This is a genomic window from Rhizobacter fulvus (genome assembly GCF_964020785.1).
The window spans coordinates 4,697,824-4,722,776 of the sequence record NZ_OZ224516.1; the positions used below are offsets into that span (position 1 = coordinate 4,697,824).

A 24,953-nucleotide genomic window follows, 5' to 3' on the forward strand; every position below is an offset into this window, starting at 1 on the left:
CGCCTCCGGCGCCGCGGCGTCCGACGCGCTGCGCCTGCGGGCGTGCGTGTGACTGCGGGCCAGGCCGACCCTGCGGCGGGAGCGCCTCAGCCGGACGCCGCCGCGATTGCCGCGTAGTTCCCCGAGTTGCGCGTGATCGTGTCGTGCACGCTCAGCCCGGCCGAATCGAGCGTGCGCGCGCGGCCCTGGTGCTTGGCAGCGTAGAGGTTGTCGTCGGCGCGCTTGAGCATGGCCGCCAGGCTGTCCTCGACGCCCTCGCGGGTGGCGATGCCGGCGCTGTAGTTGAGCTCGAACCCCAGCTCGCCCTTGGCGGCCTCGCCCAGGAACGTACGCATCCGCGCGTCGAACGCGATCGTGGCCTGCAGGTCGGCGTGGTTCATCAGCACGCAGAACTCCTCCCCGCCATAGCGCCCGACCAGGTCGCCGCTGCGGACGGCGGCGCGCAGGGCCCGGGCGACGAACGTGAGCGCGCGGTCTCCGGCGTCGTGCCCCAGGGCGTCGTTGATGCGCTTGAAGTGGTCGAGGTCGATCATCAGCACGGCCACCGGGTGGCCGTGGCGCTCGCTCAGGGACAGCGCGGTCGTCGCCGACGCGACCCAGGCGCGTCGGTTCAGCACGCCGGTCAGGCCGTCCTCGGTCGCCAGGCGCTGCAGCTCGCGCGCGGCCTCGTCGCGGTGCGCGAGCAGGATCGCCACCAAGGACAGGACCGTCGTCGCATTCGCCATCAGCGCGAAGGCGAGGTTGATCGGGTGGGGCGCCAGGAAGGTCGGGTAGCTCTCGGTGAAGAACGCGCCGAGCACCCCGCGCCCGGCGGTGACGATCATCTGGCCGACCAGGCTGAACAACAGCAGGTAGCGCCAGCGGCCGACGGTCACGGCAGGTTTGCGCCACAGCGCGATCGCCACGAGCGCCATCTGCAGCGTCAGGAGCCCGTTGGCCCAGCCGACGCGGAACGCGTAGCTCGAGAACCCGACGGCGTAGCCGACCGGCAGGACGATCGCGATCACCGCCGGCGCACGGTCGTGGGCGGGGCGACCGCACCACAGGTCGAACGCCGTGGCGTTGAGCGCCAGGCCGCCGGCCAGCCCGGCCATCGCGAACGACGACGCTGTCAGGTCCGCCAGCGAGCCGGGCGCGAACAGGCCCGAGAGCAGCAGCAGCGCCCAGCCGCAGGCCTGCATCAGGATGCCGGCCTGCGCACGGCGCGCCGCCTGGTTGACCTCGCCCATCACCGCCGGCAGGGCCACGGCCATCGTGATCATGCAGACGGTCATCCCGATCAGGAGCGTGGCGATGTCGATGTGCATGCGGGAACGGCGGGAAGGTGGGGACTGCGACGGGTTTTCGGACGCCGGACGCGAACCTGAACCTGTTCCTGACGGTAGCGCATCGGGGCGGCCGCGGAAGGCTGGAAAAGCGTCACGAATCGTGCATTGCCGCTTCCTTGAGGCCGATCGCCCGCACGCGTCTCCGCCTCGTCGCCGCGCGACGCTCGGGTGGCGCGCGCGCCTGAACTGGCGCAGCATCCGGGTCGGGAGTCTTCATGACCACGACCTGCCCCTGTCCTTCCTGCGGCTTCGCGTGCGAGACGGCCTTCGCGTTCTGCCCGGGCTGCGGCGCCCGGCAGCCGATTCGCGGCGCGGTCACGCCGGGCGATCGCGCCGTCGCGGCGGCGCCGCCGCCGCCGCCGGCCGAACAGGAGGCCGACCGTCGTCAGGTGACGGTGCTGTTCGCCGACCTGACCGGCTTCACGTCACTGGCCGAACGGCTCGACCCGGAGACCGTGCGCGCGTTCCAGAACGCGCTGTTCGCGACGATGGCCGAGGTCATCGCGCGTTACGACGGTTTCGTCGAGAAATTCGTCGGTGACGCCGTGATGGCCGTGTTCGGCGCCCCGCACGCCCACGAGGACGACCCGCTGCGCGCGCTGCTGGCCGCGCGCGAGCTGCTGAGTCGGGTCGAGGCGCTCGGACGCGAATGGAACCCGCGCCTCGGCCGGGCGGTGACGCTGCACATCGGCGTCCACACCGGCCCGGTCGTCGCCGGCAGCCTCGGCAGCGGCGCCGGGGCGGGCTACGCCGTCACCGGAGACACGGTCAATTGCGCGTCGCGCCTGCTCACCGCGGCCGCGCCGGGGGCGGTGCTGGTCTCGGCAGCCACGCAGGCGATCGTGCGCGATCGCTGCGTGTTCGAGGCCGCGACCTCGCTGGAGGTGCGCGGCCGGGCGGAGCCCTTGCGCGTGCACCGGTTGATCGACGTGGCCGAAGCGGCCGGCCCGGCGCGCGGCCTCGAAGCGCTCGGCCTTCGCGCGCCGCTGGTCGGTCGGGACGACGCGCTCGAGACCCTGCGGGCGGCGTGCGAGCATGCGCGGGCGGGGCAGGCGCAGGTCGTGCGGGTGATCGGCGAGGCCGGCGTCGGCAAGACCCGGCTGATCGCCGAGTGGCTGTCGCGGTTGGACGCGGCGGGCACCCTGCGCGAGATGGCGCTGCGGCGCATCGCCTGCACGTCGCTCGGTGAGCCGACCTACGGCACGTTCGCCGCGCTGTTTCGCGATGCGTACCGGGTCGACGAGTCCGACTCGCTCGAGGTGGCGCAACGCAAGCTTCACGCCGGGCTCGCGGCGCTGGGTGCCGATGCGCGGGAGAGCGCGACGGTCGCGCAGGTCCTGAGCTGGTTGCTCGGCCTCGGGGCCGCGGGGCCCCAGGAGATCGAGCCCGAGCAGTTGCAGCGCCAGATCACGCTGGCGGCGCGCGCGCTGATCGAGCGCCGGCTCGCGCAGCAGGCGCTGCTGATCGTGGTCGACGATCTGCAGTGGGCGGATGCGGCCTCGGTCGCGTTGCTGGGGCGGATCGTCGACCAGCTGGCCGACCGGCCGCTGATGCTGCTGCTCACGCAGCGTGCCGATGCGCCGGCCTGGCCGGGAACGCGCGTCGCCGCCGCGGTGATCCGCCTGGAAGCGCTGGCCGACGCCGCCACCGGCACGCTGGTCGATGCGCTGCTCGGCGCCACGCCCGCGTCGGACACCACGCTGCTCGCGCTGCGCGACCATGTCGTCGCGCGGGCCGGCGGTAACCCGCTGTTCGTCGAGGAGGTCGTGCGCAACCTGGTCGACGCGGGCGCGCTGCACCGCGAGCAAGGTCATTGGGTGTGCGGGCCGAGCGCGTCGGTCGCGGCGGTGCCCCCGACACTGTACGGTCTGCTGCTGTCGCGCGTCGATCGCCTGGACGCCGGCGAGCGACGCGCGCTGCAGGAGGCCGCGATCCTCGGCGCCGAGTTCGATGCCCCGTTGCTGCAGCGGGTGGCGGCGGATCCGGCGGCGACGGCGGCCGCGCTGCCGCGGCTCGCCGCGCACGGGCTGATCCATGCGGCCGACGCGGACGCAACGCGCTGGCGCTTCACGCATGCGCTGCTCCACGAGGTCGTCTACCAGAACCTGCTGCTGACGCGGCGCACCGAGTGGCACGGCCGCGCCGGGGCGGCGCTGGAGGCGTCGGCCCTGGCCGCAGCCGGTGAAGCCCATGCTCCGCGGCGCCTGGCCGAGTTGGAGGCGCTCGGGCACCACTGGAGCCTCTCGAGCGACCCGCTGCGCGGGGCCCGCTACCTGCTCGCGGCCGCCGACTGGGCCCGCGCGGTCTACGCCAACCAGGACGCGCTGCGCCATTGCGAGCGCGCGCTGCGCACGCTGGTCGACGCCGGGCCGGCGCTCGTGCCGGATGCCGCCCGCGCGGCCACCGAACTCGACGCGCGCGAGCGCGTCGCCGACCTGCTGGCCTTGCAGGGGCGTCGCGCCGAAGCGCTCGCGCAGTTCGAGTGCGTGATCCTGGCGGCGCACGCAAGCGGCGAGGGCACGCGGCACGCCCGCGTGCTGCGCAAGACCGGCGGCCTGCATTGGGACGCCGGCGACCGCGAACGCGCGAGCGCCTGCTTTCGCGACGGCCTGGCCGTGCTCGGTGCGCATGGCGACCCGATCGAGCGGGCACACCTTTTCCAGGAGATGGGCCGCCTGGCGTTTCGTGGCGGCGAGCACGACACCGCGGTCGAGTGGGCGCAGCGTGCGCTGGCCGAGCTGCCGGCCGCAGACGCCACGCGCAGCCGCGAGGCCGGCGAGGTCCACGCCGCGGCGCGCAACACGCTGGGCGTCGCGCTCGCCCGCCTCGGGCGCACCGCCGAGGCGGTAATGCACATCGAGACCGCCGTGGCCGAGGCGGAAGCGCAGGAGATGCTGCACGCCGCCTGCCGCGGCTACACCAACCTCGGCGTGCTGTACGCGACGCTCGATCCGCAGCGCGGCATCGACACCTGCCTGCGCGGGCTGCAGGCGGCGCAGCGGGTCGGCGACCTGGGCTTCGAATCGCGCCTGTACGCGAACCTGGCGGTGGCCTACTGCGCGCTGACCAACCGCTGCGATGCCGAGGGCATCGACGCGGCGCAGGCGGCGATCAACCTGGATCGGCGGCTCGGCCTGGTCGAGCACCTGGCCGTGCCGCTGGTCGTGCTCGGCCAGATCCACCAATGCCACGGCGACGCCGGCCGCGCCTTCGCCGCCTATCAGGAAGCGCTTGCGCTGGCTGAGCAGATCGACGAACCTCAACTCCTGTTCCCTTGCTACGATGGACTGGCGACGCTGTACCTCGATGCCGGTCGCGCGGCCGAGGCCGAGGCGCTGCTGGCGAAGGCGCAGGCCGTCTGCGAGCGTGCCGGCGTCGAGCCCGACGCGCTGATGGTGCTTCCGTTCCTGTGCTGACCGTCGGAAGGAGCTTGCAACATGACCACCGCGATCCGTTCTCCCCTGGCGCCGGGCGAGCCCGCCCCGCATTTCGCCTTGCCGGCCGTGGCCGATGCCGCGACCGTGTCGCTCGACGACTACCGCGGCCGCAGCCCGTTGTTCCTGGCGCTGATGGTCGGCCTGTGGTGTCCTTTCTGCCGGCGTCAGCTGGTGCAGCTCGGCGCGCTCGAGGATCGGCTCAAGGCGCTGGGCGTCGAGACGCTCGCTGTCGTCGCGACCGACCCCGAGCATGCGCGGCTCTACTTCAAGTTCCGTCCGACCCGCTTGCGCCTGGCCTCGGACCCCGCGCTGACGACCCACCGTGCGTTTGGCGTGCCCAAGCCGGAGCCCACGCCGGAAATGCTGCAGGCGCTGGAGCAGGTCCGGGTCAACCCGTTCGGCGAGTTTCCGGAACCGCTGCCGCTCGGCGAGGCCGCCAAGGTGCTGACCGAGCGCGACGGCTACGTCTGCACGGCGGCCGATCAGGGGGACATCGAGCGCCAGTGGCCGCAGCTCAAGGCCCTGTTCATGATCGACCGCGACGGCATCGTCCGCTGGGCCGACATCGAGTGCCAGGCCGACGGCCTGGCCGGCATCGGCAAGGTGCCGTCGGACGCCACGATCCTCGAGGCCGCGCGCGGCGTGGCGCACTAGGCCCGGCGCCAGATCCGCGCCGGTCAGGGCAGCTGGCTCCTCGCCCGCTCGATCAGGCGGTCCAGCGCGTCGCCGAAAAGCCGGCGCTCGTCGGCGTTCAGGCAGCCGAAGATCTCGGCGTTGCGCCGTTCGATCAGGGCCATCACGCGCTGCCAGCGTGTGCAGCCGCGCGCGGTCAGCGTCAGCTGCACGCCGCGGCCGTCCTGCACGTCGGCGGTCTTGCGCGCCAGGCCCGCGTCGACCAGCGCCTGCGCGGCGCGGCTGGCCTGGCCCTTGTCGAGGTTGGCGTGCTGCGCCAGGTCGCGGATCGACAGCGGCTCGAACGCGCCGATCGCGGCCAGGCAGCGGCCCTCGCTCATCGACATCCGGGCATCGGTGAGGTAGGCCGCCTGGCTCACTCGGTCGCTGAGCTTGTGCAAGGTGTGCAGGCGGTGGGTCAGCGTGCGTTGCAGCGGTACGCGGCTCATCGCGGTTCCGTCACGTCGACGCCAGCCGTTCCGCCTGCGCGATCAGGTCGAGCACGGTTTGCACGTCGTCCTCGCGCGCCAGCAGCGCGAGGCTCAGCGTGGCCAGCAGCAGGGCCGATCTGTCCTCGCCGACGCGGCCCAGCGCCTCGCTGAGGGCGGTGTAGCCGCGATCCAGGTCGTCGCCGGTCATGCGGATTCTCCGTCGGACGTCGGCGGCGAACGATAGGGGGCGAGCGCGGCGTTCACGGCCGCGGCATCGGCGAGGGGCCAGCGCGCCATGACGTAGCCGTCCGGCCGCACGAGCACGAGGTTGCCTTCGGCGGCGCCGTAGCGCCGCCGCGCGTCGCCCGTGGCGTCGTGCAGTTCGGCGGTCGGGTCGCCGACGGGCGTGCGCGACAGGCGCCACACGGTCAGGCCGGCGAGGCCCTGGCCCGTTTCCAGGCCGCCGATGAAGTCCGGCACCGGCGTGTCGCTGAACAGCAGCGCCACGAAGCCGTGCCCGAACAACTGCGTCAGGTGCCGCGTGCCGACCAGCGCGTCCGGCGCGGTTTCGCCGGGACCGGGCGAGGGCTGTGGCGTGCGGGACGGGAGGTTCAGCGGCGACCCCGCGTAGCTGATCGGCGTCGACTGGCGCGGGTTGATCAGCGATCGCACCGTCTCGTTCTCGCCCGCCAGCCGCAGCGCGGCCTCGCGCATCAGCGTGAAGCCCGCATGCGGCGGCGCCATGAACTCGGTGCTCTTCGCGCCGTACCGGATGTTCTGACGCGTCGCGTGGACACGCTCGGACGAATACGAATCGAGCAGCGCCGCGTCGGCCTGGCCACCGACCACCAGCGCAAGCTTCCACGCCAGGTTGCCGGCGTCGTCCAGCCCCGAATTCAGGCCGCGCACGCCGAAGATCGGCACCAGGTGCGCGGCGTCGCCGGCGAAGAGCACGCGGCCGTGTCGATAGCGGTCGAGCGTCAGGCACTTGGCGTTGTAGATCGAGATCCACAGCGGCTTCCACGGCGCGGTCTCGCCGATCATCTGCAGGTGACTCTGCACGCGCGGCAGCACGTTCTCGGGCTTGACGGCTTCGGCGGCGTCCTCGTCGTCGGCGATCTGGTAGTCGATGCGCCACACGTTGTCGGGCTGGCGGTGCATCAGGATCGTCGAGCCGGGGTTCGACGGTGGATCGAACCACGCCAGCCGCTCGACCGGACGCGCGGTCGCCTGTTCGATGTCGACGATGACGTAGCGGCCTTCGTACTGCATGCCCTCGAACGCCAGCCCGCTGCGCTCGCGCACGGTGCTGCGGCCGCCATCGCACGCGACGAGCCAGTCCGCGCGAACGACATGCTGCTCACCGTCCGGCGTCGCGATGGTCACTTCGGCATGGTCGGCGTGCTGCTGCACGTCGACGACCCGGCTGGACCAGCGGATGTCGACCTGGTCACCCGTCTCCCGCGCCGCCCGCGCGGCGAACTCCTCGACGTAGAACTGCTGGATGTTGACCATCGGCGCGAAGCGCTCGCCGGGTTCGCTCGGCATGCGGAAATGCAGCACCTCGCGATCCCGGAAGAAGCTGCGGCCGCCGGTCCACGACAGCCCTTTCTCGACCAGCGCGCGGTCCGCGCCGACCCAGCCCATGATCTCCTGCGAGCGCCGCGAGATGCAGATCGCGCGACTGCCCTCGCAATACGACGCATCCGCCTCGACCACCAGGCACGCCACGCCGTAGCGGCCCAGCAGCGCGGCCAGCGCCAGCCCGACCGGGCCGCCGCCGGCGATCAGCACCGGAACGCGCAGAGGCCATCGATCCTCGATGGTGTGGGTCAAGGGCATGGACATCCAAATAGTTGCGGACGCAACCATAGTACGATCGATTCGGGATGCCGAGGGTGGATACCCTGGGTGGGCGCGCTGCGATCGGTGCTGCGCTTGGGCGAGCCACGAATCACTTCGCGCCGGGCGCGTAGATCTGGTCGAACACGCCGCCGTCGTCGAAGTGCGCCTTCTGCGCACTGCGCCAGCCGCCGAAATCGCCGTCGATCGTCAGCAGCCTGATCGGCTCGAACTGCGTCGCGTACTTCGCGGCGACCTTCGCATCGCGCGGGCGGTAGTAGTTCTTCGCGGCGATCTCCTGGCCCTCGGGCGAGTACAGGTACTCGAGGTAGGCGGTCGCGACCTTGCGCGTGCCGCGCTTGTCGACGTTCTTGTCGACGACGCTGACCGGCGGCTCGGCCAGGATCGACAGGCTCGGCGTGACGATCTCGAACTTGTCCGCGCCCAGTTCCTTGACCGACAGGTAGGCCTCGTTCTCCCAGGCGATCAGCACGTCGCCGATGCCGCGCTCGACGAAGGTGGTGGTCGAGCCGCGCGCGCCGGAGTCGAGCACCCTGGTGTTGGCGTAGATGCGCTTGACGAAATTCTTCGCGCTCTCGGCGTTGCCGCCCGGCTGCTTCAGCGCGTAGCCCCAGGCCGCGAGGTAGTTCCAGCGCGCGCCGCCCGAGGTCTTGGGATTCGGCGTGATCACCTCGACACCGCTGCGCGCCAGGTCGACCCAGTCGGTGATCTTCTTCGGATTGCCCTTGCGGACCAGGAACACGATCGTCGAGGTGTAGGGCGAGGCGTTGTTCGGCAGGCGCTTCTGCCAGTCGGCAGGGAGCTGGTTGCCGTGGTCGTGGATCGCGTCGATGTCGTAGGCGAGGGCCAGCGTCACGACGTCGGCCTCGAGCCCGTCGATCACCGAGCGCGCCTGCTTGCCCGAGCCGCCGTGGGACTGGCGGATCGTCACGGTCTCGCCTGTCTTGGCCTTCCACTGCTTCGCGAACGACGCGTTGAAGGACTGGTACAGCTCGCGGGTCGGGTCGTAGCTGACATTCAGCAGCGTCGTGTCGGCCCGCGAGGGCAGCGCACCGAGCGAGAGGGCGGCGGCCGCGGCGAAGGTCAGCGCGCGGCGCGAGAAGAAGGCGATCGGGTTCATGGAGCGAGGGCCGGTTGATCGAAGACCTTCACTCTAGGCAGCGCACGCGCCGCCGTGAACCACGAAATCCTGCTTTGCTTTTCTACGGCAGCGCGCGCCGCACCTCGTCGACCACCCGGCTCAGGTCCTCCGGCTCGAACGGCTTCAGCAGCACCCGTACGTGGGGCCCGAGCCCGGACAACTGGCCGCCCAGGTCGTAACCGGTGGAGAACACGATGCGCGCATCGGGCTGGCCCGCCAGCACCCGGCGCGCGAGGTCGACGCCGGACATGCCGGGCAGGCTGACGTCGGTGACGATCAGGTCGAACGGCTCGTCGCGGGCCAGTGCCTCCAGCGCCGCCTCCGCGGAGCCGCAGGTGGTGACCTGCACCGACTCCTCGGCGAGGAACCAGTTCATCTGCTCCTGCAGTTCCTCGTTGTCCTCGACCAGCAATGCGCGCAGCTCGCGCGCGGGCACGACCGGCGCCGCGCGCGCGATGCGACCGGCCGGCTCGTCGCGCCACTCGAGCAGGCCGGCCACCAGGCGCAGCATGTCGTTCGGCACCACCGGCTTCTGGATGACGCCCTGGTAGCCCTCGTTCAGCGCGAGCTGACGGTCCTCGGCGCGCACGAAAGCGGTCACGGCCGCAGCCGGCAGCATGCCGGGCGTCAGGCGCAGGTCGCCCCGGACGCGGCGGATCAGTTCGTAGCCGTCCATGCCGGGCATGCTGAGATCGCTGAGCAGCAGGTCGAAACCTTCCTGCCGCAACCGGTCGAGCGCGGACGCGGCGTTGTTGACGGTCGTCACGCGCGCGCCGCTCGCGCTGAGCAGGCGGCACTCGACCTCCAGCACGTCCTCGTGGTCGTCGACCAGCAGGATCGCGACGTCGCGCAGGTCGATCTCGCCGACGGCGCGTGCGCCGGTGTCCGCCGGACGCGCCGACTCGATCAACGCGTCGCCGCTCGTCGCCGGCGGCAGCCAGACCGTGAACACCGCGCCTTTTCCGATGCCGGCGCTGAAGGCGCTGAGGCGGCCGCCGTGCATCTCGACCAGGTTCTTCGCGATCGACAGCCCCAGGCCGAGCCCGCCTTGCTGGCGTGCGGCCGAGCCGTCGGCCTGCGTGAAACGCTCGAACAGATGCGGCAGGAAGTCCGGCGCGATGCCTTCTCCGGTGTCGCTGACGCGCAGTTCGACCCCGTCCTGCGTGGCCGCGGTGGCGACCGTCACGGTCCCGCCGGCGCGCGTGAACTTGACCGCGTTGCCGAGCAGGTTCGACGCCACCTGATGCAGCCGCGCCGAATCGCCGACCAGTTCGAGCGCGGTCGACGACAACGCGTTGACGAGGCGCACACCCTTCGCCTCGGCGTCCGGGCGGGCGGTGTCGGATGCGGTGGTCGCGATGCGGTTCAGGTCGACCGCCTCGGCGCGCAGGCTGAGCTTGCCGGAGACGATGCGGCTCACGTCGAGCAGGTCGGCCACGAGTTGCGACAGGGCCTGGGCGTTGCGCGTGACCACGTCGATGCCGCGGTGCACGGTGGCGGTGTCGATCTTGTCGCGCCGCATGATCGAGGTCCAGCCGAGGATCGCCGCGAGCGGCGTGCGCAGCTCGTGGCTCAGCGAGGCGAGGAACTCCTCCTTCGCGCGGGCGACGCGTTCGCCCTCGGTGCGCGCCGCGCGTTCCGCCTCGAGCAGGGCCTCGCGGCGGGACTCGACCTCGCGCCGGTCGGTGATGTCCAGGAAGTAGACCGACAGGCCGATCTCGGACGGGTAGCAGTGGCATTGCAGCCAGCGGGCGACCGGTGCCGGGAAGAACTCCTCGAACGTCACGGTCTGGCGCGAGGCCATCGCCTGCAGCACGGCGCGGCGCGCCGCCAGGCTCAGCGTGCGCGCCGACAGATCCCAGATGCAGGTGTGCAGCAGCTGCTCGACCGGCACGCCGACGACGCGCGCGCCTTCCTCGTTCGCGTAGGTGAAGCGCCAGTCGGTGTCCAGCATCAGCAGCCCGTCGGAGATGCTGCCCATCATGTCGCGCAGCTGCTTGTCGGCCACGCGCAGCGCATCGGTGCGCTCGGTGACGCGCTGCTCGAGCGTGCGGTTCAGCTCGCGCAGCTGCTCCTCGGCGAGGCGCCGCTCCTCGACCTCGCCGCGCAGCGCCAGGTTGGCGCGGGCCAGGGCGCGGCTCTTGCGGTGCAGCTCCGCGAACACCGCGACTTTCGAGCGCAGCACGGCAGCGTTGACCGGCTTGCTGAGGAAATCGACCGCGCCGGTCTGGTAGCCCTCCAGCACGTGCTGGTCCTTGTCGTAGTACGCAGTGAGAAAGATGATCGGCACCGACGCGGTCTTGCGGCGTTCCTTGACGAGCTGCGCGAGTTCCAGGCCGTTCATGCCCGGCATCCGCACGTCGAGCACCAGCAGCGCGAACTCTTCCTGCACCAGCGCCATCAGCGCCTGGTCAGCCGATTCGGCGCGCACCAGGCGGTAGGACGGATCGTCGAGCACCGTCTCGAGCACGACGAGGTTGGCCGGCTCGTCGTCGACGATCAGGATGTTGATCGGCCCGTCCGCCGCATCGGGCGGCGGCGCGGGCACGCCGTCGTCGGCAAAGACGGCGCTCATCTGAACAGCCACACCCGCATCAACGACAGCAGTTGCGCCGTGTTGACCGGCTTGGAGATGTAGTCGCTGGCGCCGGCGTCGAGGCACTTCTCGCGGTCGCCCTTCATCGCCTTGGCGGTCAGCGCCAGGATCGGCAGGTTGCGGAACGCCGGCCGCAGGCGGACTTGGCGCATCGTCTCGTAGCCGTCCATGTCCGGCATCATGATGTCCATCAGCACGAGGCTGATATCGGGCGTCTCCTCGACGAGGCGGATCGCGTCGCGGCCGTTGGTCGCCGCGATCACGTCCATCTCCTGGTTCTCGAGCAGCGAGGTCAGCGCGAAGATGTTGCGCGCGTCGTCGTCGACCACCAGCACCTTGCGGCCCTTCAGCGATTCGTTGGTGCTGTGCAGCCGCTGCAGCATCTGCTGCTTGTCCGCCGGCAGCTGCGACACGACGCGGTGCAGGAAGAGGGCGGTCTCGTCGAGCAGGCGCTCGGGCGACTGCACGTCCTTCAGGATGATGCTCTTCGACATCGTCTTCAGCAGCTTCGTGTCGTCCGCGCTCAGGTCCTTGCCGGTGTAGACGACCACCGGCATGTCGCCGAGTGCCGGCTCGGCCTGGATCTGCTTGAGCAGGTCGAAGCCGGACATGTCGGGCAGCCGCAGGTCGAGCACCACGCAGTCGAACGGCCGCTCGCGCATCGCCTTCAGGGCTTCTTCGCCGGTGGCGGCGGTGCTGAGCTCGATGTCGTCGTGGCCGAGCAGGGCCTCGATCGCGGCGCGCTCGTTGTCGTTGTCCTCGACGACCAGCAGGCGGCGCGTGCGCGGCTCGACGAACTCCTTGATGCGGTCGAGCGCGCGCTCCATGCCGTCGCTGGTCGGCGACTTGACGATGTACGCGAACGCGCCGTGCGCCAGGCCGTGATTGCGGTCCTCTTCGGCGACGCTGAGCATCTGCACCGGGATGTGGCGCGTGGTCGGGTCGAGCTTGAGCTGGTTCAGCACCGTCCAGCCCAGCATGTCGGGCAGGTAGATGTCGAGCGAGATCGCGAGCGGGCGGAACTGGTGCGCCAGCGCGAGACCCTGCGCGCCTTTCAGGGCGACCAGGCCCTTGAAGCCGCGGTCACGCGCCAGTCCGAGCACGATGCGCGCGTAGTGCGGGTCGTCCTCGATGATCAGCAGCACCGGGTCGCCGGGGGCGATCTGTTCGCGGTCGTCGATCACCTGCGTTTCGCGCGTCAGCGGGAGCACGTTGAACGCGTGCGAGACCGGGGGTTCGCTGGTGCCCGGCGCAGGCGCGGCGATGCGCTTGCCGTCGGGGTCGGCGAAGCGCAGCGGCAGGTACAGCGTGAAGGTGCTGCCCTGACCGTGCACGCTGTGCAGCTTGATCTCGCCGCCCAGCAGCATCGCCAGCTCGCGGCTGATCGCCAGGCCCAGGCCGGTTCCGCCGTACTTGCGCGAGGTGCCGGCATCGGCCTGCTGGAAGGCCTCGAAGATCAGGCGCTGCTTGTCGGGCGGCACGCCAATGCCGGTGTCTTCGACCGCAAACGCGATCACCTCGCCGGCGTTCTTCAGGACCGGGTGGTCGGGGCTCCAGCCCTCGTCGGCCATTGCCACCCGCACCTCGACGCGACCGTGGGCGGTGAACTTGACCGCGTTCGAGAGCAGGTTCTTCAGGATCTGCTGCAGCCGCTTGGTGTCGCTCTCCATTGCGCGCGGCAGGTCGTCCGCGAAGCGGACGTGGAACGGCAGGTTCTTCGCCTCGGCCACATGGCGGAAGTTGCGCTCGATGGTCTCGCGCAGGCCGACGAACGGGATCTCCTCGATCTCGACCGTGACCGTGCCCGACTCGATCTTCGACAGGTCGAGGATGTCGTTGATCAGGTGCAGCAGGTCCGAGCCCGACGAGTTGATGTTGCGCGAGAACTCCACCTGCTTGTCCGACAGGTTGCCACTGGCGTTGCCGGCCAGCTGCTGGCTCAGGATCAGGATCGAGTTCAGCGGCGTGCGCAGCTCGTGGGACATGTTGGCGAGGAACTCCGACTTGTACTTCGAGGTCAGCGCCAGCTCGGCCGCCTTCTCCTCGAGCGCGTAACGGGCCTGCTCGACCTCGGCGTTCTTGCGCTCGACTTCGGCGTTCTGCTCGGCCAGCAGCCGCGCCTTGGTGCCGAGCTGTTCGTTGGTCTCCTGCAGCTCGCTCTGGCGCGACTGCAGTTCGACCGTGAGCTGCTGCGATTGCGACAGCAGGCCCTCGGTGCGCATGGTCGCCTCGATCGTGTTGAACACCGCGCCGATGCTCTGCGTCAGCAGTTCGAGGAAGGCCAGCGAGCCGCTGCTGAACTCCTGGACCGAGGCCAGCTCGATGACCGCCTTGGTCTGCCCCTCGAACAGCACCGGCAGCACGACGACGCTGACGCGCCGCGCCTCGATCAGGCTCGACGAGATCGTGATCAGGTCCGGCGCCACGCCGCCCAGCAGAATGCGCTTCTTCTCGAGTGCGCACTGCCCGACCAGGCCTTCGCCGAGGCGGATGGTCTCGGCCGGTGCGATGCTGCCGGACTGGCCGTAGCTCGACAGCAGCGTCAGCCGCGGGCGGGCGTCGGCGCCGGTCTCGCCGAGGTGGTAGATCGTCCCTTGCTGCGCGTACAGCAGCGGCGCCAGTTCGCTGAGCAGCATGCGGCTGACGGTCTGCAGCTCGCGCTGCCCCTGCAGCATGCCGGTGAACTTGGCGACGTTGGTCTTGAGCCAGTCCTGCTCGCGGTTGCGCTCGGTGGTTTCGCGCAGGTTCGAGATCATCGTGTTGATGTTGTCCTTCAGCTCGGACACCTCGCCCTTGGCCTCGACCTGAATGGAGCGGGTCAGGTCGCCCTTGGTCACCGCGGTGGCGACTTCCGCGATCGCGCGCACCTGCGTGGTCAGGTTGGCGGCGAGCAGGTTGACGTTGCCGGTCAGGTCCTTCCAGGTGCCGGCCGCGCCCGGCACGTTGGCCTGGCCGCCGAGCCGGCCGTCGACGCCGACCTCGCGCGCCACGTTCGTCACCTGGTCGGCGAACGTCGCCAGCGTGTCGGTCATGTTGTTGATCGTGTCGGCCAGCGCGGCGACCTCGCCCTTGGCCTGCACGGTCAGGCGCTGGCTCAGGTTGCCGTTGGCGACCGCCGTGACGACCTTGACGATTCCGCGCACCTGGTCGGTCAGGTTGGACGCCATGAAGTTGACGTTGTCGGTCAGGTCCTTCCAGGTGCCGCCGACACCCGAGACCTGCGCCTGGCCGCCGAGCTTGCCTTCGGTGCCGACCTCGCGCGCCACGCGCGTCACTTCACCCGCGAACGAGTTGAGCTGGTCGACCATCGTGTTGATGGTGTTTTTCAGTTCCAGGATCTCGCCTTTCACGTCGACCGTGATCTTGCGGTTCAGGTCGCCGCGCGCGACGGCGGTCGTCACCTCGGCGATGTTGCGCACCTGGGCGGTCAGGTTCGCGCCCATCGTGTTGACCGAGTCGGTCAAGTCCTTCCACGTGCCGGCCACGCCGGGCACGACCGCCTGCACGCCCAGGCGCCCTTCGGTGCCGACCTCGCGGGCGACGCGCGTCACTTCCGACGCGAACGAGCGCAGCTGCTCGACCATCGTGTTGATCGTTTCCTTCAGCTGCAGGATCTCGCCGCGCACGTCGACGGTGATCTTCTTCGACAGGTCGCCGTTGGCCACCGCGATCGTGACCTCGGCGATGTTGCGGACCTGACCGGTCAGGTTCGACGCCATCGAGTTGACGTTGTCGGTCAGGTCCTTCCACGTGCCCGCCACGCCCGGCACCGCGGCCTGGCCGCCGAGCTTGCCCTCGGTGCCGACCTCGCGCGCCACGCGCGACACCTCGGACGCGAACGCACCGAGCTGCTCGACCATCGTGTTCATGGTCTCCTTCAGCTGCAGGATCTCGCCCTTCACGTCGACGGTGATCTTGCGGCTCAGGTCGCCGCGCGCGATCGCGGTCGCGACGTCGGCGATGTTGCGCACCTGACCTGTCAGGTTAGAGGCCATCGAGTTGACGTTGTCGGTCAGGTCCTTCCACGTACCCGCCACGCCCGGCACCTGCGCCTGGCCGCCGAGCTTGCCATCGGTGCCGACCTCGCGTGCCACGCGGGTCACTTCCGACGCGAACGAGCGCAGCTGCTCGACCATCGTGTTGATCGTCTCCTTCAATTGGAGAATCTCGCCGCGCACGTCGACGGTGATCTTCTTCGACAAGTCGCCGTTGGCCACCGCGATCGTGACCTCGGCGATGTTGCGGACCTGGCCCGTGAGGTTGGACGCCATCGAGTTGACGTTGTCGGTCAGGTCCTTCCAGGTGCCGGCCACGCCGCGCACGTCGGCCTGGCCGCCGAGCTTGCCTTCCGTGCCGACCTCGCGCGCGACGCGCGAGACCTCGCCGGCGAACGCGTTGAGCTGGTCGACCATCGTGTTGATCGTGTTCTTCAGCTCCAGGATTTCGCCGCGCACGTCGACGGTGATCTTCTTCGACAGGTCGCCGTTCGCGACCGCGGTCGTCACCTCGGCGATGTTGCGCACCTGGCCGGTCAGGTTGGTGGCCATCGCGTTGACCGAATCGGTCAAATCCTTCCAGGTGCCGGCCACGCCGGGCACCTCGGCCTGGCCGCCGAGCTTGCCTTCGGTGCCGACCTCGCGCGCGACCCGCGTCACCTCCGATGCGAAGCCGTTGAGCTGGTCGACCATCGTGTTCAGCGTGTTCTTCAGCGCCAGGATCTCGCCCTTGACCTCGACGGTGATCTTCGACGACAGGTCGCCGCGCGCGATCGCGGTCGCGACGTCGGCGATGTTGCGCACCTGCCCGGTCAGGTTCGACGCCATGAAGTTGACGTTGTCGGTCAGGTCCTTCCAGGTTCCGGCCACGCCGGGCACGACCGCCTGGCCGCCGAGGTTGCCGTCGGTGCCGACCTCTCGCGCCACGCGGCTCACTTCGGACGCGAAGCCGTTGAGCTGGTCGACCATCGTGTTCAGCGTGTTCTTCAGCTCCAGGATTTCGCCCTGCACGTCGACGGTGATCTTCTTCGACAGGTCGCCGTTCGCGACCGCGGTCGCCACGTCGGCGATGTTGCGCACCTGGCCGGTCAGGTTCGAGGCCATCGAGTTGACGTTGTCGGTCAGGTCCTTCCAGGTGCCGGCCACGCCCGGCACGGCCGCCTGGCCGCCGAGCTTGCCCTCGGTGCCGACCTCGCGCGCCACCCGCGAGACCTCGCCGGCGAACGCGTTGAGCTGGTCGACCATCGTGTTGATCGTGTCCTTCAGCTCCAGGATCTCGCCGCGCACCGTGACCGTGATCTTCTTCGACAGGTCGCCGTTCGCGACCGCGGTCGTCACCTCGGCGATGTTGCGCACCTGGCCGGTCAGGTTGGTCGCCATCGCATTCACCGAGTCGGTCAGGTCCTTCCAGATGCCGGCGACGCCGCGGCCTTCGGCCTGGCCGCCGAGCTTGCCTTCGGTGCCGACCTCGCGCGCGACTCGCGTCACTTCCGATGCGAAGCCGCCCAGCTGGTCGACCATCGTGTTGATGGTGTTCTTCAGCTCCAGGATCTCGCCCCGCACGTCGACGGTGATCTTCTTCGACAGGTCGCCGTTCGCCACCGCGGTGGTCACGTCGGCGATGTTGCGGACCTGGCCGGTCAGGTTGGACGCCATGAAGTTGACGTTGTCGGTCAGGTCCTTCCAGATGCCGGCCACGCCCGGCACCTGTGCCTGGCCGCCGAGCTTGCCTTCGGTGCCGACCTCGCGCGCCACGCGCGAGACCTCGCCCGCGAAGCCGTTCAGCTGGTCCACCATCGTGTTCATGGTGTTCTTCAGCGCGAGGATCTCGCCCTTGACCTCGACGGTGATCTTGGACGAGAGGTCGCCCTTGGCGATCGCGGTCGCGACGCCCGCGATGTTGCGGACCTGGCCGGTCAGGTTCGACGCCATCGAGTTGACCGAGTCGGTCAGGTCCTTCCAGGTGCCGGCGATGCCCGGCACCTCGGCCTGGCCACCGAGCCGGCCTTCGGTGCCGACCTCGCGCGCCACGCGCGTGACCTCGGACGAGAAGCCGTTCAGCTGGTCGACCATCGTGTTGATGGTCTCCTTCAGCTCCAGGATCTCGCCCTTCACGTCGACGGTGATCTTGCGCGACAGGTCGCCGCGCGCGACCGCGGTCGTGACGGTCGCGATGTTGCGCACCTGGGCGGTCAGGTTGGTCGCCATCGCGTTGACCGAGTCGGTCAGGTCTTTCCACGTGCCCGCGACGCCCGGCACCACCGCCTGGCCGCCGAGCCGGCCGTCGGTGCCGACCTCGCGCGCCACCCGCGTGACCTCGGACGCGAACGAGCGCAGCTGGTCGACCATCGTGTTGGTCGCCTCCTTCAGCTGCAGGATCTCGCCGCGCACGTCGACGGTGATCTTCTTCGACAGGTCGCCGTTGGCGACGCCGATCGTCACCTCGGCGATGTTGCGCACCTGGGCCGTCAGGTTGCCGGCCATCTGGTTCACCGAGTCGGTCAGTTCCTTCCACACGCCGGAGACGCCCTTGACCTTGGCCTGGCCGCCGAGCTTGCCTTCGATGCCGACCTCGCGCGCGACCCGCGTCACCTCGGACGTGAAGACCGAGAGCTGCTCGATCATCGTGTTGACCAGCTTGGCCGAGCGCAGGAATTCGCCTTTCAGGATGCGGCCGTCGACCTCGAGCTCCATCGCCTGGCTGAGGTCACCTTTCGCGACGGCGCCGATCGTGCGCGCGATCTCGGCGGTCGGCCGCACCAGGTCGTCCATCAGCGTGTTGATCGAGTCGATCTTGGTCGCCCAGCCGCCGAGCGAGCCGGGCAGCGACATGCGCTGCTTCAGGCGGCCTTCCTTGCCGACGGAGGCACTCAGCCGCGCCACCTCGGCGGCGATGCGGGCCTCATGGGCAATGGTCTGGTTGAACGCGGTCGCGATCTGGCCGTCGATGCCGTCCCAGTCGGCCGGCAGGCGCACGGCGAACTCCCCGTCACGGAAGGCGGTGAGCGCCAGCAGAATCTGGCGTGAGCGCGCGTCGTCGCCGTTCGATCGCCCGCTGGTCCCGCCGCCGGCGCGCTCGACTCCGTTCGCGCGCTTGTTGAGTCTGACCGCCGGTTTGAGTGCCTGCATGATCTGATCCGACGAGTTACGGTGCGGCAACAATTATTGGTGTGCAACGCGCACTCCAGTGGGGCGTGCGGACGCATCAGCCGGGATCGGACACCACACCGGCGTGCCGGCGCTCGGCACGACGCGGCCTTGTCCTACACGACGGCGCACGCAGTTGTGATTCAGGCTGCGGTTTGACCGGAGATTCCCTGGTGAAGGGCCCCGCTGCGAGCGCCGTCGTCCTACGGCCGATTCACCCGCGGGCCGACCTGTCCGCGACCGCCCCGGAACCAGACTGCCCGAAATGAGAGATTGCGGGAGAGACCATGGAGCAGACCGTCGACCGTGATTCCGACGCCGTCGGATCGATGCCCGAGACCAACACCGTCTCGTACGCCAAGCGCTCGGCCGTGCTCAGCGCCTTTGATCGCTTCGCCTCGCGCGTGACGCGCTGGGCCGGCTCGCCGGTCGCGTTCGCGCTCGCGCTGCTGTCGATCCTGGTGTGGGGCCTGACCGGGCGCTATTTCCGCTATTCGGAGAACTGGCAGCTCGTCGTCAACACCGGCACGACCATCATCACCTTCCTGATGGTGTTCATGATCCAGCAAAGCCAGAACAAGGACAGCATCGCGCTGCACCTCAAACTGAACGAGCTGCTGGCCGCGACCAAGCAGGCCAGCAACCGCATGATCGGGATCGAGGACCTCGACGAGCAGGACCTGCGCGAGGTGGCTGATTTCTATGTCCGCCTGGCCGCGCGCGCGAAGAATGGCGGCAAGGGCAAGGAAACGCACTCGATCGACGAGGAGGGCATGCCGACCGACCGGGACCGCGTCCCGATGCCGACCCTGGTCAACGCGAGCGCTGCCGGCGCCGGCGGACGCTGAACCCGGGCAGGGCGCTCAGGCGCGCTTCTTCGGCAAGGGTGCAGTGGCGCCGTCGCTCAATGCGGCCCATTCCGAATTGCTCATGTCGAGCTCGATCACCTCGGGCTTGCGCGACTCGATCCCGCGCCGCCGTTCGTGCTTTCCCGGCGGCAGGCCGTCGGCGCGACGCCGGTCCACGCCCGCGCGGCGATCTGCGGTAGGAACGGTCGGCTTCGGCGGCACGGACTTGGACATTGAACTCGGCGTGAATGGGGACACAAATTCTAGGCAATGCGACGCGCATTGCGCGTGCCGCCGACCGCAAGCTTCGCCAACTACTTCATGGGGATTGACGTGGCTCGATCCACCGGAACCGCCGTCACGCTGTTCTTCGGCGACCCCTCGATGACCCGATCCGAGTAGGTCAGGTAGACCAGCGTGTTGCGCTTCTTGTCGACCATCCGCACGACCCGCAGCTTCTTGAACAGCACCGACAGGCGCTCGTTGAAGATCTCCTCCTGCTGCGCCAGCGGTTTGCCGACGAAGCCGATCGGCCCGACCTGCCGACAGGCGATCGACGCGTCGGCCTTGTCCTCGGCCAGGCCCACGGCACCGGACAGGCCGCCGGTCTTCGCGCGCGACACGTAGCAGGTCACGCCCGACACCTTCGGGTCGTCATAGGCGTCGACGACGATCTTGTGGTCCGGACCGATCAGCTTGAAGACGGTATCGACCTCGCCAATGGGCTCGGCGCGCGGCGCCTGCGCGACGGTGACCAGGACAAGCGCCATGGCGGCGCAACGCAGGGGCTGATTCATCGATGCTCCGGGCAGGTTCAACGCGTGCGGTATTGGGTTGCGCCGAACAGGGTCTCGCGCGCCTTGTCGTCGACCAGCGGCTTGCGCTGTGCCGCGAGCACCTCGACCCCGCGCTTGACCGCGGGCCGGGCGGCGATCTCGTCGAACCAGCCCTTCAGGTGCGGGAAGTCGGTCCAGTCGATCCCCTGGTTCTTCCACGAGCGCAGCCACGGGAAGATCGCGATGTCGGCGATCGTGTAGTCGGGGCCGGCGATGTACTTGCTCTGCGCGAGCCGCCGGTTCATCACGGCGTACAGACGTTTGGCTTCGTTGGTGTAGCGGTTGATCGCATACTCGATCTTCTCGGGCGCGTAGATTCGGAAGTGATGCGCCTGGCCGAGCATCGGCCCGACGCCGCCCATCTGGAACATCAGCCATTCGAGCATCTCGTAGCGGCCGCGGGTGCTCTCGGGCAGGAAGCGGCCGGTCTTGCCCGCCAGGTACATCAGGATGGCGCCCGACTCGAACAGCGAGATCGGTTGGCCGTCCGGGCCCTGCGGGTCGACGATCGCAGGGATCTTGTTGTTCGGGCTGATCGCGAGGAACTCGGGCGTGAACTGGTCGCCGGCGCCGATGTCGACGGCGTGCGCGCGATACGGCAGGCCGCATTCCTCCAGCATGATGTGAACTTTGTGCCCGTTGGGCGTGGCCCACGAATACACTTCGATCATGTTCATATCCATGCCGATGACGCCTTTGCTGCTGAGTCGTGCGGGACATTCACTCTAGTTGATTGGGCGCACCGATGCTCGAATCGTTCAAGCGCTTGTTCTCCCGGCAGGGCCATGAGCGGGATCTGACGCTCGTTTCCGATTGGGCCCTGCAGCGCGGCTACGGGTTCAAGCGTGCGCGCGGCGAAGACGGGTTCGTGATCGACGGCAAGCTCGAGGGACGGCCCTGGCGCATCGAATGGGGCCCGCCGCAGCGCGATTACATCCGCGGCCACGAGTTGCGGCTGCGCATGGAACTCGACCTGTCGTCGGACGCGCAGATGCTGGTGCTGTCGCGGCCGCTGATGGACTCGCTGGAGCGCAAGACCTTCGAGGAATTCACCGACAACGTGCAGACGCAGATCGGCACCCAGACGCCCGAGGAGATGCGCTGGCTGGTGATGTTCCCGAAGGTCAACCTGACGACGCTGAAAAACCTGCGCAGCCACTTCGGCGCCGTGGCGAGCGTGCCGGAGACCGGGCTGGCGTGGATCGAAGGCCCGCTTGCGACGGCACTGGAGCAGGCGGCGCACGGCCTGCTGCGCGCCGAGCCGCCGTTTGTGCTGATGACGTTGCGCGGCCGCGCCTATTTGCGCACGCAACTCGACGCGCCCGATCCGAAGGCGGTGGCGGCGACGCTCGCGCTGTTCGAAATCGGCGTGCTGCAGGCGCTGCGCGTGGTCGGTGGCGAGGCCGGCCGGGCACCGGAGCCGACCGGCCGCAGCACCGCTTGGCAGAGCTTCCCGCCCGGCAGCGCGATAGACGACGCGCGCTGAGCGCGCGTCGCCCTTAGGCGTACTTGCCGAGTTCCAGCTTCGCGATCGCGTTGCGGTGGACTTCGTCCGGGCCGTCGGCGAAGCGCAGCGTGCGGGCACCCGCGTAGAAGCCGGCGAGCGGGAAGTCCTCGCAGACGCCGCCGCCGCCGTGGGCCTGCATCGCCCAGTCGATCACCTGCAGCGCCATGCTCGGTGCGACGACCTTGATCATCGCGATCTCGGCCTTGGCGGTCTTGTTGCCGGCGACGTCCATGATCCACGCGGCCTTCAGCGTCAACAGGCGCGCCATGTCGATGCGGCAGCGCGCTTCGGCGATGCGCTCGCGGGTCACGCCCTGCTCGGCCACGGTGCGGCCGAACGCGACGCGCGACGACGCGCGCTTGCACATCAGCTCCAGCGAGCGCTCGGCCAGGCCGATCAAGCGCATGCAGTGGTGGATGCGGCCCGGCCCGAGGCGGCCTTGCGCGATCTCGAAGCCGCGGCCTTCGCCGAGCAGGATGTTCGAGGCCGGCACACGCACGTTGTCGAAGGTGATCTCCATGTGGCCGTGCGGCGCGTCGTCGTAGCCGAACACCGACAGCGGTCGCAGCACCTTGATGCCGGGCGTGTTGGCCGGCACCAGGATCATCGACTGCTGGGCGTGACGCGGTGCCTCGAAATCGGTCTTGCCCATGAAGATGTAGATCTGGCAGCGCGGGTCGCCGGCGCCGCTGATCCACCACTTGCGGCCGTTGATGACGTAGTCGTCGCCCTGGCGCTCGATCTTCGACGCGATGTTGGTCGCGTCGCTCGATGCGACCGCCGGTTCGGTCATCGCGAACGCGCTGCGGATCTTGCCGTCCAGCAACGGCTCCAGCCACTGCTTCTTGTGCTCTTCCTTGCCGTAGCGCTCGATCGTCTCCATGTTGCCGGTGTCGGGCGCCGAGCAGTTGAAGACCTCGCTCGACCACGGCACGCGGCCCATGATCTCGGCCAGCGGCGCGTAGTCGCTGTTGGACAGGCCGAAGTCGCGGCCGTTGTGCGCGGAGCCTTCGCCGCCGGCGGTCGGCGGCAGGAACAGGTTCCACAGGCCGATCGCGCGCGCCTTGGGCTTCAGGTCCTCGATCGTCTGCAGCGGCGTCCAGCGCTTGCCGGCCGCGGTGTTCGCGGCGATCTCGGCCTCGTACTTCGATTCGGCCGGATAGATGTAGTCGTCCATGAACTTGAGCAGTTTGGTCTGCAGTTCCACGGCGCGGGGTGAGTAGGCGAAATCCATCTTGGTGTCTCCTCGGGTGTTTGGGTATCAGGCACGCTGGGCCAGCGCCCAACCCATTTCTGCGAGCGGTCTCGCACCGGCGCCAGCTTGCCTTGCTTGCGCGCTCGACGCTGTCCCCATCTCGACACGTTTCGCAATTCCTTGCAGGATGCCGGCGAGGCGGAACATGTTGTAGGCGAGGTAGAAGTTCCAGTCGGCCATCACGGCGTCCGGGTCGGCGCGCCCGGTGCGCTCGCAGTAGCGGCGCACGTAGCGCTTCTCGTCGGGAATGCCGAGCGCCTCCAGGTCGAGCCCGCCGAGACCGCGGAACTGCCCGGGCTGGATGTGCCACGACATGCAGTGGTAGCTGAAGTCGGCGAGCGGGTGGCCGATGGTCGACAGCTCCCAGTCGAGCACCGCGATCGCGCGCGGCTCGGTCGGGTGGAACATCACGTTGTCGAGCCGGTAGTCGCCGTGCACGACGGAGACCTGCGTCTCGTCGCGCGCGCTGGCCGGAATGTGCGCGGGCAGCCACTCGATCAGCGCGTCCATCGCCGGGATCGGCTGCGTGATCGACGCCAGGTATTGCTTGGTCCAGCGGCCGATCTGGCGCTCGAAGTAGTTGCCGGGCTTGCCGTAGTTCGCGAGGCCGACCTTCGCGACGTCGACGTTGTGCAGCGCCGCGATCACGCGGTTCATCTCGTCGTAGTAGGCGGCCCGGTCGGCCTTCTCGATGCCGGGCAGCGACTGCTCCCACAGCACGCGGCCGGGCATGAACTCCATGACGTAGAAGGCGCGGCCGATCACCGATTCGTCCTCGCACAGCAGGTGCATCTTCGGCACCGGCACGTCGGTGCCATGCAGCGCGCTCATCACGGTGAATTCGCGGTCGATCGCGTGGGCCGAGGCCAGCAGCTTGTCGGCCGGGCCCGGCTTGGAGCGCATCACGTAGGACGCGCCCGGCGTGATCAGCTTGTAGGTCGGGTTGGACTGGCCGCCCTTGAACTGCTCGACCGTCAGCGGGCCGTCGAAGCCCGTCAGGTTCGCCGCCAGAAACGACTGCAACGCACCGACGTCGAAGGCGTGCGATTCGGCGACGGGCTTGGTCCCGGTGTTGGCTTCCATGGCGTCAATTCGTATGAAGGACTATCGGTAAACCGACGCGACACGCCGGTTCGCTATTTGCTCGAGATCGCGAGCAGCTTTTCCTTGGACAGCACCACCAGCCGGGTCGGTTCGATCCGCACCGCACCGTCGCGCTCGAAGCCCTTCAACTCCTGGTTGACGCGCTGGCGCGAGGCGCCGAGCAGCTGCGCCAGATCTTCTTGCGCGAGCTGCAGGCCGATCCGGATCTCCTCGCCCTGCGCGATGCCATAGCTGCGCGCCAGCAGCAGGATCTGCTTGGCCAGGCGCGAGGCCAGCGGGCGGGTGTTCAGGTCTTCCACCGCATCGAACATCAACCGCAGGCGGCGGCAGTTCAGGCGCAGCAACGCCTCGTACAACTCGGTGTGCTGGGACAGCAGTTCCTTGAAGTCGGCCTTGCGCACGACCAGCAGCGTGGTTTCGCCGTGGGCGTTGGAGTCGTGGGTGCGAGGCAGCCCGTCGAACAGCGAGATGTCGCCGAACCAGGTGCCGGGCTCGACATAGGTCAGCGTGACCTGCTTGCCGGACAGCGAGACCGAGCTGACACGCACCGCGCCCTTGGCGACGCCGCACCATTCTTCGGCCGGGCCGCCGCGCGCCGAGAGCATCGCGCCGTCCTGCAAACGCCTGACCACCGCGCGCGACAGGATCGCGTTGCGCAGGGGCTGGGAGAGTTTTGAGAACCAAGAGCCGGCGTCTATGTTGGAGCGTTCGGCGATTGTAAGAACCGGGGTATTCATGAGTGAGTCGCTGATGTGACAGCATCATGCCGCCGCGCCGGCCTATTGTGTATGAC

Annotated in this window: 17 protein-coding genes; 4 read left to right on the forward strand and 13 right to left on the reverse strand. The window is 69.3% G+C overall.

Features of this window, described 5'->3' with window-relative positions; translation table 11 throughout:
* Positions 1-86 precede the first annotated feature (86 nt).
* Entirely contained in the window at positions 87-1,307 is a 1,221-nt protein-coding gene (locus ACWH49_RS22380; protein WP_448173451.1) for a GGDEF domain-containing protein, read from the reverse strand.
* A gap of 236 nt (positions 1,308-1,543) precedes the next feature.
* On the opposite strand from ACWH49_RS22380, the gene ACWH49_RS22385 reads away from it, so the two are divergent.
* Entirely contained in the window at positions 1,544-4,744 is a 3,201-nt protein-coding gene (locus tag ACWH49_RS22385) for an adenylate/guanylate cyclase domain-containing protein (protein WP_448173452.1), read from the forward strand.
* 21 nt (positions 4,745-4,765) lie between these two features.
* Positions 4,766-5,419 (forward strand): redoxin domain-containing protein, encoded by a 654-nt coding sequence (locus ACWH49_RS22390; RefSeq protein WP_448173453.1) that lies wholly within the window; start codon positions 4,766-4,768, stop codon positions 5,417-5,419.
* Positions 5,420-5,442: 23 nt separating this feature from the next.
* Here ACWH49_RS22390 and ACWH49_RS22395 read toward each other — a convergent pair whose 3' ends face one another.
* From ACWH49_RS22395 to ACWH49_RS22420, 6 genes are all read right to left on the reverse strand, one after another.
* Positions 5,443-5,886 (reverse strand): MarR family winged helix-turn-helix transcriptional regulator, encoded by a 444-nt coding sequence (locus ACWH49_RS22395; protein WP_448173454.1) that lies wholly within the window; start codon positions 5,884-5,886, stop codon positions 5,443-5,445.
* Between the two features lie 10 nt (positions 5,887-5,896).
* A complete protein-coding gene (locus tag ACWH49_RS22400) occupies positions 5,897-6,076 on the reverse strand; it encodes a hypothetical protein (protein WP_448173455.1) in 180 nt (59 codons plus the stop codon).
* Entirely contained in the window at positions 6,073-7,716 is a 1,644-nt protein-coding gene (locus ACWH49_RS22405; RefSeq protein WP_448173456.1) for an FAD-dependent oxidoreductase, read from the reverse strand. Before ACWH49_RS22405 ends, ACWH49_RS22400 begins: the two co-directional genes overlap by 4 nt.
* Before the next feature lie 106 nt (positions 7,717-7,822).
* Complete coding sequence (locus ACWH49_RS22410; RefSeq protein ID WP_448173457.1) at positions 7,823-8,851, reverse strand: sulfate ABC transporter substrate-binding protein; 1,029 nt, start codon at positions 8,849-8,851, stop codon at positions 7,823-7,825.
* Positions 8,852-8,933: 82 nt separating this feature from the next.
* Positions 8,934-11,447: a response regulator gene (locus ACWH49_RS22415; RefSeq protein WP_448173458.1), complete on the reverse strand. Its 2,514-nt coding sequence runs from the start codon at positions 11,445-11,447 to the stop codon at positions 8,934-8,936.
* The gene (locus tag ACWH49_RS22420) at positions 11,444-18,592 is read right to left on the reverse strand and encodes a HAMP domain-containing protein (protein ID WP_448173459.1); all 7,149 of its coding nucleotides are present in this window, start codon (positions 18,590-18,592) and stop codon (positions 11,444-11,446) included. Before ACWH49_RS22420 ends, ACWH49_RS22415 begins: the two co-directional genes overlap by 4 nt.
* Positions 18,593-18,897: 305 nt before the next feature.
* Between ACWH49_RS22420 and ACWH49_RS22425 the strand changes: the two genes are divergently transcribed.
* Complete coding sequence (locus tag ACWH49_RS22425; protein ID WP_448173460.1) at positions 18,898-19,458, forward strand: low affinity iron permease family protein; 561 nt, start codon at positions 18,898-18,900, stop codon at positions 19,456-19,458.
* 15 nt (positions 19,459-19,473) lie between these two features.
* Here the strand turns inward: ACWH49_RS22425 and ACWH49_RS22430 are convergent, their stop codons facing one another.
* The 3 genes from ACWH49_RS22430 to ACWH49_RS22440 form a co-directional block, all read right to left on the reverse strand.
* Positions 19,474-19,692, reverse strand: a complete 219-nt coding sequence (locus tag ACWH49_RS22430) for a hypothetical protein (RefSeq protein ID WP_448173461.1) — start codon at positions 19,690-19,692, stop codon at positions 19,474-19,476.
* Positions 19,693-19,772: 80 nt separating this feature from the next.
* Positions 19,773-20,255 (reverse strand): CreA family protein, encoded by a 483-nt coding sequence (locus ACWH49_RS22435; RefSeq protein WP_448173462.1) that lies wholly within the window; start codon positions 20,253-20,255, stop codon positions 19,773-19,775.
* A 17-nt stretch (positions 20,256-20,272) separates the two neighbouring features.
* A complete protein-coding gene (locus ACWH49_RS22440) occupies positions 20,273-20,965 on the reverse strand; it encodes a glutathione binding-like protein (RefSeq protein WP_448173463.1) in 693 nt (230 codons plus the stop codon).
* Positions 20,966-21,039: 74 nt separating this feature from the next.
* On the opposite strand from ACWH49_RS22440, the gene ACWH49_RS22445 reads away from it, so the two are divergent.
* Complete coding sequence (locus ACWH49_RS22445) at positions 21,040-21,780, forward strand: hypothetical protein (protein WP_448173464.1); 741 nt, start codon at positions 21,040-21,042, stop codon at positions 21,778-21,780.
* Between the two features lie 13 nt (positions 21,781-21,793).
* Here ACWH49_RS22445 and ACWH49_RS22450 read toward each other — a convergent pair whose 3' ends face one another.
* The 3 genes from ACWH49_RS22450 to ACWH49_RS22460 are packed head-to-tail and all read right to left on the reverse strand — an operon-like array spanning position 21,794 to position 24,897.
* Positions 21,794-23,035 (reverse strand): acyl-CoA dehydrogenase family protein, encoded by a 1,242-nt coding sequence (locus ACWH49_RS22450; RefSeq protein WP_056469264.1) that lies wholly within the window; start codon positions 23,033-23,035, stop codon positions 21,794-21,796.
* A gap of 27 nt (positions 23,036-23,062) precedes the next feature.
* Positions 23,063-24,139: a phosphotransferase gene (locus ACWH49_RS22455; RefSeq protein ID WP_448173465.1), complete on the reverse strand. Its 1,077-nt coding sequence runs from the start codon at positions 24,137-24,139 to the stop codon at positions 23,063-23,065.
* Positions 24,140-24,192: 53 nt separating this feature from the next.
* Positions 24,193-24,897 (reverse strand): Crp/Fnr family transcriptional regulator, encoded by a 705-nt coding sequence (locus tag ACWH49_RS22460; protein ID WP_056469270.1) that lies wholly within the window; start codon positions 24,895-24,897, stop codon positions 24,193-24,195.
* Positions 24,898-24,953: the final 56 nt, after the last annotated feature.